This is a genomic window from Streptomyces sp. NPDC044704, assembly GCF_056433525.1.
The window spans coordinates 23,928-41,044 of the sequence record NZ_JBWKGY010000021.1 but is presented as its reverse complement, the minus strand read 5'-3'; the positions used below and the strand labels follow the sequence as shown (position 1 = coordinate 41,044).

Genomic DNA, 17,117 nt, shown 5'->3' with positions numbered 1-17,117 from the left:
CACCACGAGCATCGGACGTGCGTTCTGTCATCCGGCGCACTTTCGAGTGAGCGGCTGGGCAGCCAGTAGGCTGAGTGGGTGAACACTTCCCCCGCACTCCCGCGTTCGTTCCGGCTGCTCGTCACGGGCGGAGGCACGGGCGGCCACACTTACCCGGCCCTGACGGCGATCCGTACCCTGCAAGGCCGTCTCGCGGCCGCGGGCGCCACGCTGGACGTCCTGTGGATCGGCACCGCGGACGGTCTCGAAGCGCGTGTAGCCCCGGCGGAGGGGATCGCGTTCAAGACGGTGGCCACGGGGAAGATCCGACGTTCGTCGAACCCCCTCAAGATGTTGTCCGCCGCGAACGTGAAGGACATGGCGCGGGTGCCGCTCGGCGTGGCCCAGGCCCGGTCGATCGTGTCCGAGTTCCAGCCGGACGTGGTCCTCGCAACGGGCGGATACGTCGCCGTGCCGGCCGGGCTGGCCGCGCGGCTGTGCCGGGTTCCGCTGGTCCTGCACGAGCAGACCGTCCGGCTGGGCCTGGCGAACCGGAAGCTCGCGAGTTCCGCGACGCGGATCGCGGTGTCCTCGGAGTCCTCGCTGCCGCTGCTGCCCGCCGAGGTGCGCGAGCGCGCGGTCGTCACCGGGAACCCGGTGCGGCCGGAAGTCCTGGGCGGACACCCGGACAAGGCGGTCGGGGCGCTGGCCCTGTACGGCTTCGACCGGCGACTGCCGACCGTGTACGTCACCGGCGGCGCTCAGGGCGCCCAGCAGATCAACCATGTCGTCCGCGATGTACTGCCCTGGCTCCTGACGCACGCGAACGTGATCCACCAGTGCGGCCCGGCGAACGTGGACGGCCTCCGGTCAGCCGCCGCCGCACTGGACCCGGTCCTCGCCGGCCGCTACCACCTGACCGGGTTCCTCGGGGCGGAGCTGCCGGACGTCCTGGCGCTGGCCGACGTGGTGGTGTCGCGCAGCGGGGCCGGGACTCTGGCGGAGCTGACCGCGCTCGGCAAGCCCGCGGTGTTCATCCCGCTCGCTACGTCGGCCGGGAACGAGCAGGCCCACAACGCCCGGCACCTGGCCGACGCGGGGGCGGCGCTCGCGCTGCTCGACGAGGTCACCGGCCCCGCCCTCCAGAACGCGGTCGGCCCGCTCCTGACCGACCCCGCCCGACGGGCGGCGATGGCGGAACGGGCACGGACGTACGGGCGGCCGGACGCGGCCGACAGGCTCGTGGACGTGGTGCTGTCCGCCGCATCCGCCTGAACCGGCCGGAGCGTGCGGGCATGGCGATGACGGGGAAACGACGGGTCCTGTACCGGCAGGGCACCGGATTCTGGCGGATGACGGCGAAGTGGGTGCTGCTCTTCGGGGCCCTGTACCTGTTGGACGGCGGGCTGATCCGGTCGTGGGGCGACGCTCTGGTCTGGCCGCTGATCTGGCTCCTGCTGTGGGTGCCGTTCGGGATCGGCGTCGTCTGGTACCCGAAGAAGGACCAGCGCGTCGAGCTGACCACTCGTGAACTGCGGGTACGGCGCAAGCGGCTGCCGATGGAGAAGGTGAACCTGCTGCACGTGGCGCGGCTGTGGCTGGAGGGACGGTCAACCGCGGACGACCAGCCGGTGCAGGAATGGAGGCGGTTCGACCGGGTGGTGTGGGTGCCGCTGCGGGACGGCCGGGCGTTCGGCGTGGAGTTCCGCGACCCGGCCGCGTTCGCCAAGGTCTTCGGCGCCTTCGCGGTCGCGGCGTGCGGCGGCCCCGACATCGTCCGCGCGAGGGCCGCGGCGGAGACCTACCCGGATCCCCTCCCGATGCGACGCCGCACCACCGACGACGCGGGCTCCTGGCTGGACGTCCTGGACATCTTCAACTGACACCCGCCAACGCCGACGAGGAGCAGCACTCCGGCAGGGCCGCCTCGACGACGGACGCGTCGCCCGCGACGCCGCCGGGGTGCCGAGGTGCCGAGGTGCCGTCTCAGCGAGCCGGCCTGGAGCGGCCTGCGTCATGCCCGGATGGGGCTTGAACCAGATCGTCGCGGATCATGTCCGAGCGACGGGGGAGCAGGGGTGGCGGCCGGCTTCCTTCAGAGGTCAGCCTTGGACAGGCTGCTCGCCCCGGCCAGCCCGGACCAGCTCCCTCACCATCGGTCACGCTCGGGGCCCGCTCAACCGCAGCGAGCTTCCACCCAGCCGTTGGTACCGCTGGCCGGGTCCATGAGCTCGGGATCCAGGTACTCCCGGCGCGACGGACTCGTCGGCGCCAAGCCCTCTGCGCCGCTCCTCTACTGCGGGTAGAGTCGAGGTATGGCAGACGAGACGAGCATCAAGGTGAGCGCGGCGACCCGCGACAGGCTGGCTGCGCTGGCGAGCGAGCAGGGCACCACGATCCGGCAGCTCGTCGAGGAGCTCGCCGAGGGGCAGCCGACCCAGGCCGAGTACGCGGAGCGCGCCGAGCAGGCCCGGGCCGAGCTCGCCTCAGTACTGGGCACCGTACCCAGCGAGGAGGCCGAGGCGAAGGCCCGCGGCCTCCTGGAGCGTCTCGGCGCCCGTCAGGGCTCGGCAGCCGCGTAGTGGGCCCGATCGCCGTCGTCCTGGACCACACGACCGCCACCGCCCTCCACGATCCCAAGGATCCGTACAACGAGGCCGTCGCCGCGTTCTACGTCCAAGCCTCCGGTGGCCTGGGCACCCTCTACGCGCCCGTACTGTCCCTGACCGCCGGCAGCACCGAGCGGCCCGGCCTGCTCGCCTACATCGACGGACTGCGGTTCATCCAGATCGAACCGTTCGACACCGCCGCTGCCCTGACCGCCACGGAACTGCTGCGCACCGGGCACCCCTGGGCGGCCGTCCACGCCATCCACGCCGCACGCCCCTCCGCGGATTTTCCCGCCGGCCGCTACCTCCTCACCCTGGAGCCCGAGCTGTACGAGGGCACCGGCGTCCAGGCCGTCCATCCGGATCACTGAACGCCTCCTGGCGGACGATCCTCGGTGGGGAGACGGGCCAGGTTCGACGCGAAGCAGGTTCCTGTCAGGAATGGCCTGAGCGGCCGTCAGCCACCAGTGGGCTCGGTGCCTCCGCCTGGTGCGCGATCTGCTCGGGACGACGGGGTTCGGGGGAGACCATGGAGGCGACGGCGCCTGCGTCCTGGGCCAGGCGCCGCAGGACAGGACGGCTCTCCTCGTTCATCTCACCGCGGGCGGCCATGTGGATCAGGACCGTCTGGCGCATCGCCAGCCAGTCCGCGGCTTCCTCCGGTGGAAGAGGCAGCCGACGCTCCTCATCCAGAGCCCTGGCCGCGGCCGGTTCCCCGGGCCACCGGCCATCGGGACCTCGCTCCATGGAGTACAGGTCGGCTCCGGACCGGTTGGTGATGGCGATGCGATGTACGGCAGGGCTCTGTTCGGCCGCAGTCAGCGTCTCCGGCACCATCCGGTAGGCCAGGTCCTGGAGCGCCGGCGGGGTCCAGCGACCGCCTTCGAGGAAGCGCTGGAGGGCGTCGAGCCTGCTCCGCTCCTCCCGCACGGCGAGGGCGACCACCTCCACCTTGCGACCCGCGGCGGTAAATCTCTCAGCCGTGCTGATCGTCATGGCCGGGTCGCGGAAAACGCCCTCCAGGAGCAGCCCGTAGCCGTTCTGGAGCGCGTGCTCGATGCTCATGCTGACCCAGGCACCCGAGGCCTGAGCGGTCGCGGTCTCGCGGGTCTGCGCGTCCCTGGTGAGGAGCTCCTGGTAGGACGGGTGAAGCGGGCGCAGCTCGTCCCCGGTGAGCGGCACGTGCCCTGGCGCCGCCTGGCGGTGGTGGCCAAGGCCGAGCTCTTCCCGGCGGCGGGCTGCCCTCCCAGGAGCACCAGAACGGGATCGTTCTGCGGCTGGTAAGCGCCGAAGACGAACTCGCGGACGCGTTGGTCGAAGCGAGACCGTAACTGCTCTTCGGTCAGGAAGTAGGCGCTCGGGTCAGTCACAGGGTCTCCGCCACCTCGGCGATGTCCCGCTTCCAAGCGGAGATGTGCTCCAACAGGGCCTGACGGTCGTGCGGATCCACTGCTCGGCGGTCGTCCCTGATCTTCAGGACCATCTTCCACCACTCGTCGCGGTCGACCTCGTCCACGGCGGTGTCGGAGCGGACCATGTAGAGGCCGATGAGCTGGTTGCCGGTCTCGGCGAAGATGTCGTAGACCATGGCGGTATCGGTGTTCTCGAACGGATCGGGCGCAGGGGTCACAGAACTCCTCCCTAGCAGTGTGGTGGGATGCCCGCCGACGCTCATGATCATAGGTGGAGCCTTCACCCGTAGGCGGCGGCGGTCGGCCAACGTGCGGCTTCCAGAGTCCAGTTGACCCACCGGCCATGTTCGACCGAGCCGACCACGACGGTGGCGGAACGGCCCGAAGCCCCGCCCCTGCCTTGCTCCGGGAGGCTTGGAGTCAGACCAGCACGGGAGCCTCGTCTCCCCAAGTGGGCGGGGACCGTCCGCAATCGCCACCGTGACCTTCTCGAACGCCTCCACATCGCTGTGAGCACCCCATCCGGGATGGATGGCTGGATGGCCGGTCAGCCGGGCGTCGCTTCAGACCAGCCTCACCAAGTGCACGCCTCGAACTGGTTCTTCCCGCCCGTGCTCTCCCAGTCCCTCAGGGACTGAAGGGCTACGAGCCTGGTTCATCATCGGCTGGCATCGGACCTCCCCCACCCCGAAGAGTCCCTTCAGTCCCTCACCGTTCAGTCCCTCTCTAAAAGTGCAGGTCAGAGCCTTCTTGCTTCAGTCCCAGGGACTGAAGGGACTCAGTTTCGACTCTTCCACTCTTCGTGTGCGCGTATGTATGTGCGAGCGCGTAAAGAGCCTGTTCTCTGGTTGAGTCATAACTAGAGAATTGAGTCCCTTCAGTCCCTGCCTGGGGAGCGAGAACGGCCCTGAGCTGCAGGTTTGGCAGTGACTGAAGCTCCAGGGACTGAAGACGAAGAACGAGGGTCTCGGACCCTGGTCCAGGGGGAGAGGGATCCAGGGGGAGAGGGAAGCAGGGACCAGGGACCGGAGGCCAGGGCGGCCGGGAGCAGTCACAGCTCGCCGATCGGAGCCGAGCCCGTGGGTCCCTGCGGAGGGGCGACGCGCCCGGGAATCCCAAGTGGGACAAATCCTCAGGTCCTTCGCAAACCCCCAATCTGCCCCCGGACCCAAGGGACTCAAGGGACTGAAAAACAACTACGAGGCCAGCGACCTGCAGAGCACTGTCAGAGTGCTGCGCTAGGCTCCGCAATACCGAAACTTCGGTCCCTTCAGTCCCTGGCCGGGGAGAAGGAGGCCGTGCTCAGAACCAGCAACGAAGCCAGGCAACCTGTCGAGGAAGCAGAACGTGCCAGCCCACACCGGCAACCGGACCTACTCCGCCCCTGCCTCCGAGCAGCCCCTGAAAGTGGCGCGCTGGTTCGCCGCACACGGCTACCCGGTACACCCGTTGGCTCCGGGGACGAAGACCCCGCCCGCGAACTGCTCCAACTGCGGCCCGGCCACCGCGCACCACGAGCCGCAGACGTGCCCGTGCCTCCCCGCAGGCCGCTGGTGCCACGGCTTTCACGCAGCGACCACCGATCACACCCTGATCGAGGCGTGGTGGCGGCAGCAGCCGGAGTTCGGCGTCGGCGTCTCCTGCGGCCCGGCAGGCCTCCTCGTCATCGACATCGACGCCCACTCGCCGGTCCTGCCCGACCGGCAGCGGCTGCTGCCCGGGATCCGCATAGACGACCGTGTCGACCTGGAAGGTCTGGCTTCCGGATTCGACACCCTCGCGCTCCTCGCCGCCTGCCGCTCACAGCCGAACCCGGCAGACGACACGGCCACCCTGCGCGTACGGACGCCCTCCGGGGGACTGCACGTCTGGTACCGGGTGCCATGTGCCGGACCCCGCTACCGGTCCTCCAGCGGCTCCAGCCCTCGCGTCGCGCTCGCCTGGCAGATCGACGTCCGGGCCACCGGCGGCTACATCGTCGCGCCCGGAACCCGCACCCTCGCCGGGACCTACGAGGCACTGCCCGGCTCCAGCACACCTGCCGCGCTGCCCCTGTGGCTGAGCGCCGAACTCATCCGCACCGGACACACCGGCACCCCCACGACACCAGCCCCCACGACAGCAACCGCCACGACACCAGCCGTCCCCGCCCCGGAGCCTGCCCGCCGCACCCGGCCGCAGGGTTCGGACGCCCACCGCATCCTCAAGCCCCTCCTCGACGAGGTGCGCGCCTGCGCGACCACCCCCTCCGGGACGGCGTTCACCGAAAAACTCAACCGCGCCGCGTTCACCGCGGGAGGCCTGTCAGCCGCCGGACACATCACGCAGGCCGAATGCGCAGGCCTGCTGGCCGAAGCCGCCGATGCCGCACGACCCGAGCACAGCCGCAGAAACCAGCTGGTCATCGACTCCGCACTCCGCGCCGGCGGCAACCGCCCGATCCATCCCAAGGGACGTTCATGAGCAGCGCAGGCAGCACCGGGTTCGACGCGCACGCCGCGGCCGAGCAGCTCGCCGTCTTCAATGCCGAAGCCGCCCCCTCCGCCGCACCGCAGCTGCCCGCCCAGCAGAGCGCCCTCGCCGCCGGCTTCAGGCCGGGAGACTTCATCCAGTCGGGGCTGCTGGGCAACCTCACCGACCGGGGGAACGCCAAGCTCTTCGCCCATCTGCACAGCCACCGCTTCCGCCACGTCGAGGGACTGGGCTGGTACGTCTGGGACGAGTACCGGTGGAAGCGCACCGGCGGGGAGAAGTCGGCGATCTGGGCCGCCGGGGACATGGCCGAGGACATGCCCGTGCACGACCCGCGCGGCGTCTTCACCGACCGCGAGCTGAACCAGCACCGCAAGCGGGCGATGTCCACCTCCGGGGTCAAGGCCATGCTCGCCCAGGCGAAGGCCTCGCCCGAACTCGCCCTGGACCCCGACACCCTCGACGGCGACAAGTACGCCCTGTGCACCCCCGCCGGCGTCGTCGACCTGCGCACAGGGGACCTGCGCAAACCCGACCCCCGCCGCGACCTGCACTCCCGCGCCACGTACGTGGCACCCGAAGCCATGCCCACGCCCCGCTTCGAACGCTTCCTCACCGAAACGTTCGGCGATGACGACAAGGGCAGGGAGATGATCAACTTCCTGCACCTGCTCCTCGGGTACTCCATCACCGGAGACGTCGGAGGCCAGGTCCTGCCCTTCCTCTACGGCATCGGGGCCAACGGCAAATCCGCCCTCATGGACGTGGTCATCAAAATCCTCGGGGACTACGCCGACGTCGCCCCGCCCGGCTTCCTCATGGAACGCGGCAAGTTCAACGAACACTCCACCGAGCTGACCGAACTGCACGGCCGCCGCCTGTTCGTCTGCAGCGAGCTCAAGCCCCACGACAAATTCGACGAGGCCCGCGTCAAGCTCCTCACCGGCGGCGACCGCCTCAAAGCACGCCGCATGCGCCAGGACTTCTTCAGCTTCGAACCCACCCACAAACTCTGGCTCCTCGGCAACCACCGGCCCGAGGTCGGCACCGGCGGCCACGCCTTCTGGCGCCGTATCCGCCTGATCCCCTTCGACCGCGTCGTCCCCGACCACCGGAAGATCGACAACCTCGCCGAAGAACTCGTCGCCGACGAAGGCCCCGGCATCCTCCAATGGATGGTCCACGGCGCCATGGCCTACCTCGCCACGAAGCCGTCCCTCGGCGGACCCACCGTCGTCCGCACCGCCACCCAGGCCTACGCCACCACCGAGGACCACATCGGCCGCTTCCTCGCCGAATGCTGCACCACGGCCGCCAGCCTCGACGAACCCTGCGACCTGCGTGTCGAGCAAGGCGCCCTGTACCGCGCCTACAGCACCTGGTGCCAGGAAGGCGAAGGCCTGCGCCCCGCCACCACCCGCGCGTTCGCCACCCGCATCCGCGCCGAAGCGGGCATCTCCTCACCCAGCGAGATGCTCCGGTCCAACGGCCAGAAGTTCTACCCCGGCCTCGCTCTCCTCACCGAGGACAGCGCGCCGGGCGAGGCGAACGGAGCAGCCCGCACGTGAACCGACCCCTGCGTACTGTCCGCGGCAATCCCAGCCCCCTACGATGGACGGAAGAAACCATGACCCACGCCCGGCTCGCCATAGCCGGCGCACGGCAACCTGCCGCGCACAGGGCCGCCTGCCCGACCGGACAGGAACGCAAGACCGAGGAGGGACGAAGGCCATGAGCTCGCTACTCGAACCGAGCGATCTCGCCCACGAGGACAAAGTGGTGTGGCTGGAGGACCCCGACGAACTCGACTACGTACGTCAAGCCCTCGACAAGACCCCCCGCCGCCGCGGCAAGCCCCGCTACTACCGGGACGGCCGGATGATCGGCTTCACCGAGCTCGGCGACACGGCAGAGGCAGACCCTGACAGCGGCCTGCAAAAACGCCGCGTCTTCTACCTCCTCCCGCACGACCGGGACGCCGAACCCCACGGCCTCTACAAGGAGGGCGCCCCCGGAGAGGCCGTCGACCCGCGCACCATCGCGCCCCGCAAGGTCGGCCTCAAAACGCCGCGCTCCCAGCGCGGACTCGCAACCAGCGAGCCAGGTGCCTGATCCAGTCCCTTCAGTCCCTGCCGTTCCGGGAAAGCGTCCCTGAGCTGCGCCTTCACCCAGGGACCAAGGCCTGCCCGGGCTGATGCCGAGTCCGGTCGCGATTCCCGCGACCGGACTAATCTGAGCAGGTTCAAACAGATGTCGGGGTGGGCCGGGCGCGTCTTCGCGACCGGGGATCATCGAGGGGAAAACGAACATGGAGCTCAGGCGAATGGCCGTCGTGGCTGCCGCCGCAGTGGTCGGCCCGACGGTGCTGACCGTCACGCCGGCCATGGCTCAGGAGAAGCCCGCGCTCTCAGGCCCTGACACACTCCCGCAGGCAGGAGCACAGGCTGCAGGAGCGGCTGCCGAGGCAACGGCAGAAGGACAGGCGGCCGCATCGGGTCCGGCCGCGAAGTCGCTGGCGAGCCCGGGGTACCGCAACAACGGCCCCAAGCTCTCCATGACCGGCGTGCCGAAGACCTTCGAGGCCGGTGGGGGCTGGACACAGCTCACCGTGACGACCGACAACCGCGGCGGGCTGCGTGTCGACGACTTCGTCGCGGCGGTGGGAGTCGCGCAGGAAGCCGGGAACGTCAAGGCCAAGCACATCAAGGCCGAAGTCCGCATCGCGTTCACGGCGGACACCCCTGCCGGAGCCTTCGAGCTGTACGTCGGCGGGGAGGGGCACCGGCCGTCACCGCCGCCGCACCGCCTGATGCGTCAGCCCCTGTGAACGCTGCCATGCCCGCGAGCGTGCGGGCAGGGCAGGGCAGGAGCAGAGCGCGCCAGGTCGGCACCGGAAACGAAAAGGACGTCGCAGGCGTCCGCTCTTGGACCCGTGTGCTACATCCGTGTCTGACCGAGCTCTGACCGGCCGCCGCTACTGGTATTGAAGCGCTGGCAGCCGCCACCCCATGGCATCCGTCGCATCTCGGCCGAGCCGGGCTCGCCACCGCCGCGACGGCCGACACCCGAATCCCGATTACCTCTGGAGTACCCGCATGTCTGACCGTACCGGCCTCGTCCTCGACTTCGGCGGAGTGCTCACCACACCGCTGCTTCCCGCGGTACTCAACTTCGAGAAGCGCGAAGGGCTGGCGCAGGGAGCCTGCATCAGCGCGCTGTACAGGGACCCGGAAGGCGTGCGGCTCACCAACGCGCTGGAGCGTGGTGCGATCACTCAGGCCGAATGGAACGAGGCGGCCGCCCCCAAGCTCGGCGTCGCCCCGGACAACCTGATGGGCAGGATCTTCGCCGACCTGCGTCCCGAGCAGGCCATGATCGACGCGGCCGCCGCAGCACAGCGGGCCGGAATCAGGGTCGGCATCCTGTCCAACTCGGTCGGGCTCTCTCCCTGGAACCTGTACGACGGATACGAACTCGACGTGCTCTATCACAGCGTGGTCATCTCCGAGCAGCACGGGATGCGGAAGCCCGACCAGGAGATCTTCGAGGTCTCGCTGAAGCTTCTGGGGCTGTCCGCCGAGGAATGCGTCTTCGTGGACGACACCGAGGGCTACCTGAAGCCGGCAGAGGACCTCGGCTTCGCCGTGGTGCACGCGCAGGACCCCGAGCAGACGATCTCCCAGCTCGAGGCCCTGCTGGGGGTGCCCCTGGCCGAAGGCCACTGATCCGGCCGCCGGCCTCCTGAGCGAGGGAGGGGCTGGGTCTCATGCTCTTCCCCGCCGCCGCGCCGGCGGTGATCGCAGCCGGCACGGCGGCGGGGGGCAAGGGACGGAAGGGCGGCGCCCTTGGACGAGTGCCGGCCGGACGGCTCGGTCGCGGACGGACGTGGGGCGGGGCAGGGCTGGTCTGACCATCCCAGCGGGACAACCTCTTGGAGCACCTCGGGAAGAGTGAGACGGCGTGGACATCACCGTGCAGTGGGTACGGACGTCTTGGACCAAGGAGACCCGGGGGGAGGCGAGAGCGCTGCGCGCAGGGATGCCGCCCCGACCGGGTTGCCTCTGCCCCATGCATCGAGGTCGCTGGCGCACGTGGTGCGCATGCGCGAGGAGGACGGATTTCAGCCCACGGAAGGCCGGCCTCGGGACTGGTAGGGGCGCATGGTGAGGTGTCGCGTATTCGCCGTAGCCGTCGGTCGATCGGCACCCTGTGTCGGCGCTCTCCGGCATGATGATCGGCGTGAACACCGAGATACTCATAGACGTCTGGCAGCGGCTTCTCGCCGACCCTCGCAAGTCGTGGGTGCTGTTCGAGCATGGCACTTGTGTCGTGCTGACCGCTCCGGAGGGGGAGCTTGCTGAACAGGCAACCGACCTCCTGAAGAAGTTCGGCCCGGCGCATGCCGGATCTTCGGCAGGAGACTTTGGGGTGATCGACCTCAAGGACGTCGAGGGATGGGTCGTCACGGGGCATCACAACGACGTTCTCACCTATGTCGGCCTCAATGAGCCTCAGGATCAGTCGCAGATCGCTGTCGGGCTGTTCGGACGTTCCAAGCGCCACCGGGACGGCACCGAGCTTCACGTCGTCCACGTCGAGGACAAACGAGGCTCAGCAGACCCGGCGTGAGTACCGCGCTTCAGTGCTGGTGGACTTGGAGGCTGACCGGGTTCGCGACGGGATCCGGCAGCGGGGAGGGCGGGTCTCCCCGCCGGACGGTGATGGTGGTGTCGTCGTCGGTAATGTCGTCGATGGCAGCTCGCCGGTGCGGGGAGTGGCGGGCGGTGAGGTCCATCGCGGAGAACGCGCCGTCGTGGATGCGCAGCGCCACTTGGTCGTGGTGGAGGACGTCGAGCACGTCGAGGATGTGGCCGGTGCCGCGCACAGGGCGGAACATCTCGGAGATGGGCACGGTGTCGCCCGGCCGCGCGTAGGTGAGCAGTTCGCCGAACTTCGGGCGTTGGAAGGGGTGGCGGCGGCTGGAGGTGCCCGGGTCCTCCTCGAAGACGACCGGGTCCTCGATCCCGGCCTCGGCCAGGACGAGGTTCTGCCGGGCGGTGGACTGCTGGTCGGTCGAGACCCGCTTGTAGACCAGGTTCGCCACCGAAGGGCCCCTTCCGTACGGAGGATCGGACCCGGCCTGTCGTCAAACGATCGTTTGCCGACAGGCCGGGCCGGCTTGATCCGGCCGCCCGGGTCCACTGTGCTTGACAGCGGACTGTCCGGGCGGGTCGGGCGGTGGGAGGCTGCGGATTGTGTCCGGGTTGATCTCGGACAAGCGGGCCTTGTCGTGCCACCGACGGAATGGGCTTGCCCGGGTGACGAAACGCGGTCGACGGTCGGCCGGGCATCTCGGCTCTGCCTGCGCTCGCACCGCAGCGAACGAGGGCGTGCCCGCATTCCAGATCGCTTCCCTCATCGGCTGGTTCGGTGACCAGGTCAGTCAGTTCCGTCGGTTGCCCTAGGGGATGACGAGTAGCTTGCCGGTGGTACGCCGGGCCTCCAGATCGCGGTGCGCTTGGGCGACCTCGGCGAGCGGGTAGCGGGCCGTCACGGTGGTCTCAAGCGCCTTGGTACGCACCAGTTCAAGCACGTCGGCGGCGCGCCGGAGCAGCTCGGACCGGTCGGCGATGAAGTGCCCGAGGCTTGGCCGGATCAGGGTCAGCGAACCGCCGTGGGCGAGCCGGATGGGGTCGAAGGGCGGCACTGCACCACTCGCGGCGCCGAAGAGCACCAGGTGGCCGCGGGTTCGCAGGCTGGCGAGGCTCGCGTCGAAGGTGTCCCTGCCGACGCCGTCGAAGACGACAGGCAGACCCTGGCCGCCATGGAGCCGCTTCACCTCGGCCGCGAGATCGTCCACTGCGGAGTAGAGGATCACCTCGGCGGCCCCGGCGCGCCGCGCCAGCTCGGCCTTCTCCGGTGTCGAGGTTGTGCCGATCACTCTGCCGCCGAGATGGGTGATGAGCTGGGTCAGTACGAGCCCCATGCCGCCGGCGGCAGCGTGCACGAGCACCGTGTCGCCTGGCTGCACCGGGTAGGCGTCCTTGACGAGGTAGTGCGCCGTCATGCCCTGCAGCAGCACGGCGGCGGCGGCCTCGAAGTCGACGCCGTCGGGCAGGGGAACGAGCCGGGAGGAGTCCACGACGGCCTGCTCGGCATAGGTGCCGGGAATATCCACCCAGCCGACCCGGTCTCCCACAGCGACGTGGGTGACGCCGGGACCGACCTCGAGGACCGTGCCCGCGCCCTCAGTGCCCGGGGTGAAGGGTAGCGGGAGGGTGTACCGGCCCTGGCGGTGGTATACGTCGAGGAAGTTGACGCCGGACGCGGCGACCTCCACGACCGCCTGGCCAGGGCCCGGCATCGGTTGGTCGATGTCGACCAGTCGCAGTACCTCGGGACCGCCCACTTCGGAAACCTGAATCGCTCGCATGACCCCTCCTGAAACGGCTAAGTTCCCTCACCAACTCCGGTCGTGGCGATCCGATTCCCGCTCGCGGTGAGGTGTCGTAGCCGTCTCGTGCCCAGGTGGGAGAAGGGCGCCGCCGACGGAACGAGCCTGCCCAGGTGGCGAAACGCGGACGACGGTCGGCCGGGCGTCCTGCCGCGCGGATGCGGATGCGGATGCGGGTGCGGGTGCGTCGGCTTCAGGCTTGGGGGCGGTGGGTTCGGGCAGGGCGCGGAAGAGGAGCCAGCTCAGGGCAGGCAGGGCGATCAGGGGGGTGAGGGCTGTCTTCAGGGAGGTGGAGTCGGCCAGGCGCCCCAGCAGGGGGCTGATGAGGCCGCCGATGCTGACGGTGAGGCCGAGGGTGACGCCGCTGGCAGTACCGATACGGGAGGGCAGGTAATCCTGGCCCAGGGTGACCTGGAGGGAGAAGGGGACGTACAGGCCGACGGAGGTGAGGGCCACGAAGAGGAACATGGCCGAGCCGGGTGCGTAGATCACTCCGGTCACGGCGGCGACGGAGAGCAGGTAGGACCAGCGGGAGACATGGACGCGGTCGTAGCGGTTGGCCAGGGACCCTCCCAGGACCGAGCCGACTGCGCCGCCCAGGAACAGCAGGAACAGGGCGATCGTGCCCGCGGTGGTGCTGCCCTGCATGCGCTGCTGGGCGTAGAGGGAGATGAAGGTGCTGAGGCCGGTGAAGACGATGGAGCGGAAGACGACCGCCAGGGACAGCTTCACGAACGAGGCCACGTCATCGGCGCCCCGCGGTGGCTCCGTCCTGGACGCGCCGGCCTCGGGCCGGGCGAGCATCCGGAGCACGGGCACACACAGAGCGGCGCCGGCGAGCGCGGGCAGGACCAGGACGGGCGTCCAGCGCAGGGAGCCGTGTCCGATCACGGCCGACACCATGAGCGGGGCAAGGGCGAAGCCGATGTTGCCGCCCAGGGAGAACCAGCCCATCGCGCTGTGACTGCCTTCGCCGGCAAGCCGGGCCACGCGGGCCGACTCCGGGTGGTAGGCGGCCACCCCGATCCCGGCAACAGCGACGAAGAACAGGGTGAGCTGGTAGGAGCCGCTCAGGCCGCTGAGCGCGATGCCCACCCCGCCCAGCAGAGTGCCGACCGGCAGCAGCCACGGCATCGCCCACCGGTCGGTGAGCGCCCCGAACACCGGTGGAGCACCGAGTCCCGCTCTGACCAAAGCGGAACAGGACGCCGATGTCGCCAACTGGGCTGGTTCGGTGCCCACTTCGGTCCTGGTTGCTCCCACTGCCAAACGGCAGATCGACTCTCTACGCAAGCCGGATCGTGCGTCTTACGACCCGAGCTGCGCAGTCAAGGATGCAAGGCCCTCAAGTACCGTTTACGGGCCGTATCGTCGAGCATTTGTGCGCGTGAGGCACCTTCGCGGCCTGTTGCGGGTCGTCGTCGGTTTCACAGCCAAGGACACCGCCGCGGTCCTTCTCGTCGGACCACACAAGGACGATGATCAGAGCATCGACGTCCACACGGCTTTGTACCTGCTTGCCGGTATGGAAGCCCCTCTGCAAGACCGCCGGTCGAAGCCGCCCTGCTGTGGGGCGGACACAGCACTGCCGCCCATTGATCAGGACCTCGTGGAGGAACTTGTCAGTAGGTCGTTGCAACTGGCCAGGAGCGGCAGCCGCAGAACGCGACGAACGCCTCTGCCCTGCCTGGCGTCCCGGCGAGCAGCGACGCCGGCGCCCCGCCGGAGAAGCCTTTGCGGCCCGAGCGTCGGGGCCAGGCCGCGACGACCGAGGGCGCCGCACTGCTCCAGACGGCTTGCCCTCCAGCAGGGTCTCCGGCTCCACCCTGGCCTCGACCGCGGCGGCCGATCACGGCCAGCGGGATGAACCCGGCCGGCGTTGTTCGCGAGAACCGGTTCTGGCCCGACTTCTGTGGAGCGGTGACGCTCAGTGTTGGTGAAGGCCGCCGTGCATCCGCCGTGCATGGTGCATGTGACGGCCCTGTGCTCCCGAATCTGCGGCGAAGCGACACGTAGCTCTCCACAGCAAATGACAGGCCCGCGAGCGGCCGGTCGATCAGTGGGGCAGGATGCGCATCACTGCCTCGCGTTCGCCGCTGAGCCGCAGGCCTTGCTGTTCTGCGGCGCTCAGATCGAGGTCGCCGAGCAGAGTCGCGGCCAGCAGGTGCGGCGGTCCGGTCAGTGACGCGGTGGGGTGGTCGACCCGGCCGGCGTGTGTGTGCACCGAGCCGTCCTTGACTTCGATGACCAGGTCTTCGTTGCCGTCGGCGTGCAGTTGCAGGGCGATCGCCGGCTGGTCGGGGCGGTGGTCGGTCAGTGCCCGGGCGGGCATGTCCAGCCAGTGGGTGCGGAAGGTTTCGTTGCCGCCCGGCTCACGCAGCAGCGGCACGCCCCACCGGCTCAGTTCCCGCAGCACCGGCTCGAGCGTGCGGCCACGCTCGGTGAGGGCGAACAGGGTGGTGGCCACCGGCGGCGGGGCGGCCTCGCGGTGGATCAGGCCGGCTTCCTCGAGTTCGCGGAGCCGGTCGACCAGCAGGTTGCTGGCGATCCCGGGCAGCCCGTTGCGCAGGTCGGTGTGCCGACAAGGACCCAGGGCGAGCAGTTCGCGGACGATCAGCAGGGTCCATCGGTCGCCGATGACGTCCAGTGACTTCGCGATGCCGCAGTACTGCCCATAGGTGCGCATGCCACCACCCTACATGGTGGTGTTGAGATTCAAAACTATCTTGTTGACTTTCTCAACAACGTCGGTCTAGCGTCGCTGCCCATGACCCCCACCCTTTCCGTACGCCGGCTGGCCTGGGCCGGCGTCGAGATCCGTCTCGGCGACACCCGCCTGCTGATCGACCCGCTCGAGAACGTCGCTCCGCTGGCGCCCGTGATGGGGCCGCCGCACCGGCCGGTCGACCCGGTCGACACCCCGCCCGGCACCCACGCCCTCATCACCCACCTGCACCCCGACCACTACGACCACGACCTGATCGCCCGGATCGCGGCCACCGGCACGATCGGCTGCCACACCCCCAGCGCGGCCGGGCTGCGCGAGGCGGGCATCACCCCCGTCGCCCAGGACCTGGGCCAGTCACGGCGCATCGGAGAGCTGACCGTCACCCCGGTGACCTCGCTGGACTGGCGCGGCAACGACTGTGACCAGGTCGCCTGGGTCGTCGAAGGCGCCGGCCGAAAGGTCATCCACTGCGGCGACACCCAGTGGCACGGCAGCTGGTGGCAGATCGCCCGCGACCACGGCCCGTTCGACGTCGCGTTCGTCCCGGTCAACGGCGTCATCGCCCACTTCGAGGGCTACGCCGCCAACGTCCCGGCGACCATGACCCCCGAGCAGGCCGTCGAGGCCGCCGTCGCACTCGGCGCCGGCACCGTCTGCGCCATGCACTACGGCCTGTTCCACAACCCGCCGTTCTACACCGAACAACCCGACATCGAGCAGCGCTTCCAGCACGCCGCCGACGAGCGCGGCATCACCGCGGCCATCGTCGCCGACGGCCAGCCCGTCCTCTGACCATCAGAAAACAAGGAGCCACACATGAAGATCGTCCTGTTCGGTGCCAGCGGCAACATCGGCCGGCCCACCACCGAGGAACTACTGCGTCGCGGCCACACCGTCACCGCGGTCACCCGAGCCGGCCACATCGACGGACTGGGGCACAAGGCCCTGACCGTGACCACCGGTGACGTCACCGACCCCGCCGCGGTCGCCGGCCTCGCCGCCTCCCACGACGCCGTACTCTCGGCCGTCGGCCCCCGGATCGGCCAGGAGAACGACCGCGCCACGATCGTCGGTGCCGCCCGTGCGCTGATCGACGGACTGCGCCGAGCCGGCGTCACCCGACTGGTCACCATCGGCGGCGCCGGTAGCCTACGCACGCCGACCGGCACCCGGGTCATGGACGACCCGGACTTCCCCGCGCTGTGGAAGGCCAACGCCGAGGCCCAGTCCGAAGCGCTCGACCTCTACCGCGGCGTGCACGACCTCGACTGGACGTACGTGTCGCCCGCCGCAGTCATCGGAGCGGGCGAGCGGACCGGGGCCTACCGCAGCGCCGGGGACACCCTGCTCACCGACGACGACGGCAACAGCCGCATCTCGTACGCCGACTACGCGATCGCCTTGGCCGACACGATCGAGAGCGGCACCGCGATCCGCCGCCGCATCACCGTGGCGTACTGAGC

16 protein-coding genes and 2 pseudogenes are annotated in these 17,117 nt (G+C 69.6%); 12 read left to right on the top strand and 6 right to left on the bottom strand.

The features are described 5' to 3' along the window. Positions 1–78: 78 nt before the first annotated feature. From murG to AC07B0_RS33725, 4 genes are all read left to right on the top strand, one after another. Entirely contained in the window at positions 79–1,254 is a 1,176-nt protein-coding gene (murG, locus tag AC07B0_RS33740) for an undecaprenyldiphospho-muramoylpentapeptide beta-N-acetylglucosaminyltransferase (RefSeq protein ID WP_356882759.1), read from the top strand. Positions 1,255–1,274: 20 nt separating this feature from the next. Then, on the top strand, positions 1,275–1,862 hold the full coding sequence (locus tag AC07B0_RS33735) for a hypothetical protein (protein WP_469383939.1): 588 nt from the start codon (positions 1,275–1,277) through the stop codon (positions 1,860–1,862). 432 nt (positions 1,863–2,294) lie between these two features. Then, complete coding sequence (locus AC07B0_RS33730) at positions 2,295–2,561, top strand: hypothetical protein (RefSeq protein WP_469383941.1); 267 nt, start codon at positions 2,295–2,297, stop codon at positions 2,559–2,561. Then, positions 2,561–2,959: a PIN domain-containing protein gene (locus AC07B0_RS33725; RefSeq protein WP_478899767.1), complete on the top strand. Its 399-nt coding sequence runs from the start codon at positions 2,561–2,563 to the stop codon at positions 2,957–2,959. Before AC07B0_RS33730 ends, AC07B0_RS33725 begins: the two co-directional genes overlap by 1 nt. A 64-nt stretch (positions 2,960–3,023) precedes the next feature. Here the strand turns inward: AC07B0_RS33725 and AC07B0_RS33720 are convergent, their stop codons facing one another. Then, positions 3,024–3,770 carry a zeta toxin family protein gene (locus tag AC07B0_RS33720; RefSeq protein WP_478899766.1) on the bottom strand — a complete coding sequence of 249 codons (747 nt, stop codon included), beginning with the start codon at positions 3,768–3,770 and terminating at the stop codon, positions 3,024–3,026. 184 nt (positions 3,771–3,954) lie between these two features. Beyond that, the gene (locus AC07B0_RS33715; protein ID WP_478899765.1) at positions 3,955–4,218 is read right to left on the bottom strand and encodes a hypothetical protein; all 264 of its coding nucleotides are present in this window, start codon (positions 4,216–4,218) and stop codon (positions 3,955–3,957) included. Between the two features lie 1,189 nt (positions 4,219–5,407). Here AC07B0_RS33715 and AC07B0_RS33710 point away from each other — a divergent pair. The 6 genes from AC07B0_RS33710 (at position 5,408) to AC07B0_RS33685 (ending at position 11,101) form a co-directional block, all read left to right on the top strand. After that, positions 5,408–6,463, top strand: coding sequence for a bifunctional DNA primase/polymerase (locus tag AC07B0_RS33710; RefSeq protein ID WP_478899845.1), 1,056 nt, complete (start codon positions 5,408–5,410; stop codon positions 6,461–6,463). Further along, positions 6,460–8,040 (top strand): DNA primase family protein, encoded by a 1,581-nt coding sequence (locus AC07B0_RS33705; RefSeq protein ID WP_469383949.1) that lies wholly within the window; start codon positions 6,460–6,462, stop codon positions 8,038–8,040. The genes AC07B0_RS33710 and AC07B0_RS33705 overlap by 4 nt, the downstream gene beginning before the upstream one ends. A gap of 163 nt (positions 8,041–8,203) precedes the next feature. Continuing rightward, complete coding sequence (locus AC07B0_RS33700; protein ID WP_356882773.1) at positions 8,204–8,584, top strand: DUF6009 family protein; 381 nt, start codon at positions 8,204–8,206, stop codon at positions 8,582–8,584. A gap of 196 nt (positions 8,585–8,780) precedes the next feature. Next, positions 8,781–9,299, top strand: a complete 519-nt coding sequence (locus AC07B0_RS33695; RefSeq protein WP_478899764.1) for a hypothetical protein — start codon at positions 8,781–8,783, stop codon at positions 9,297–9,299. 268 nt (positions 9,300–9,567) lie between these two features. Next, positions 9,568–10,197: an HAD-IA family hydrolase gene (locus tag AC07B0_RS33690; RefSeq protein WP_469383954.1), complete on the top strand. Its 630-nt coding sequence runs from the start codon at positions 9,568–9,570 to the stop codon at positions 10,195–10,197. A gap of 502 nt (positions 10,198–10,699) precedes the next feature. Continuing rightward, positions 10,700–11,101 carry a hypothetical protein gene (locus AC07B0_RS33685; RefSeq protein ID WP_469384020.1) on the top strand — a complete coding sequence of 134 codons (402 nt, stop codon included), beginning with the start codon at positions 10,700–10,702 and terminating at the stop codon, positions 11,099–11,101. Between the two features lie 117 nt (positions 11,102–11,218). On the opposite strand, the pseudogene AC07B0_RS33680 reads toward AC07B0_RS33685, so the two are convergent. From AC07B0_RS33680 to AC07B0_RS33665, 4 genes and pseudogenes are all read right to left on the bottom strand, one after another. Beyond that, positions 11,219–11,576, bottom strand: a pseudogene (locus AC07B0_RS33680) (recombinase family protein); the annotation flags it as partial. A 357-nt stretch (positions 11,577–11,933) separates the two neighbouring features. Next, on the bottom strand, positions 11,934–12,905 hold the full coding sequence (locus AC07B0_RS33675; protein WP_478899762.1) for a quinone oxidoreductase family protein: 972 nt from the start codon (positions 12,903–12,905) through the stop codon (positions 11,934–11,936). A 171-nt stretch (positions 12,906–13,076) separates the two neighbouring features. After that, positions 13,077–14,147: pseudogene (locus AC07B0_RS33670) on the bottom strand (MFS transporter); the annotation flags it as partial. A gap of 835 nt (positions 14,148–14,982) precedes the next feature. Continuing rightward, positions 14,983–15,612: a winged helix-turn-helix transcriptional regulator gene (locus AC07B0_RS33665; RefSeq protein ID WP_478867100.1), complete on the bottom strand. Its 630-nt coding sequence runs from the start codon at positions 15,610–15,612 to the stop codon at positions 14,983–14,985. An 81-nt stretch (positions 15,613–15,693) separates the two neighbouring features. Between AC07B0_RS33665 and AC07B0_RS33660 the strand changes: the two genes are divergently transcribed. Further along, positions 15,694–16,446, top strand: coding sequence for an MBL fold metallo-hydrolase (locus tag AC07B0_RS33660; RefSeq protein ID WP_478899761.1), 753 nt, complete (start codon positions 15,694–15,696; stop codon positions 16,444–16,446). A 24-nt stretch (positions 16,447–16,470) separates the two neighbouring features. Then, the gene (locus AC07B0_RS33655; RefSeq protein ID WP_478899759.1) at positions 16,471–17,115 is read left to right on the top strand and encodes an NAD(P)-dependent oxidoreductase; all 645 of its coding nucleotides are present in this window, start codon (positions 16,471–16,473) and stop codon (positions 17,113–17,115) included. Positions 17,116–17,117: the final 2 nt, after the last annotated feature.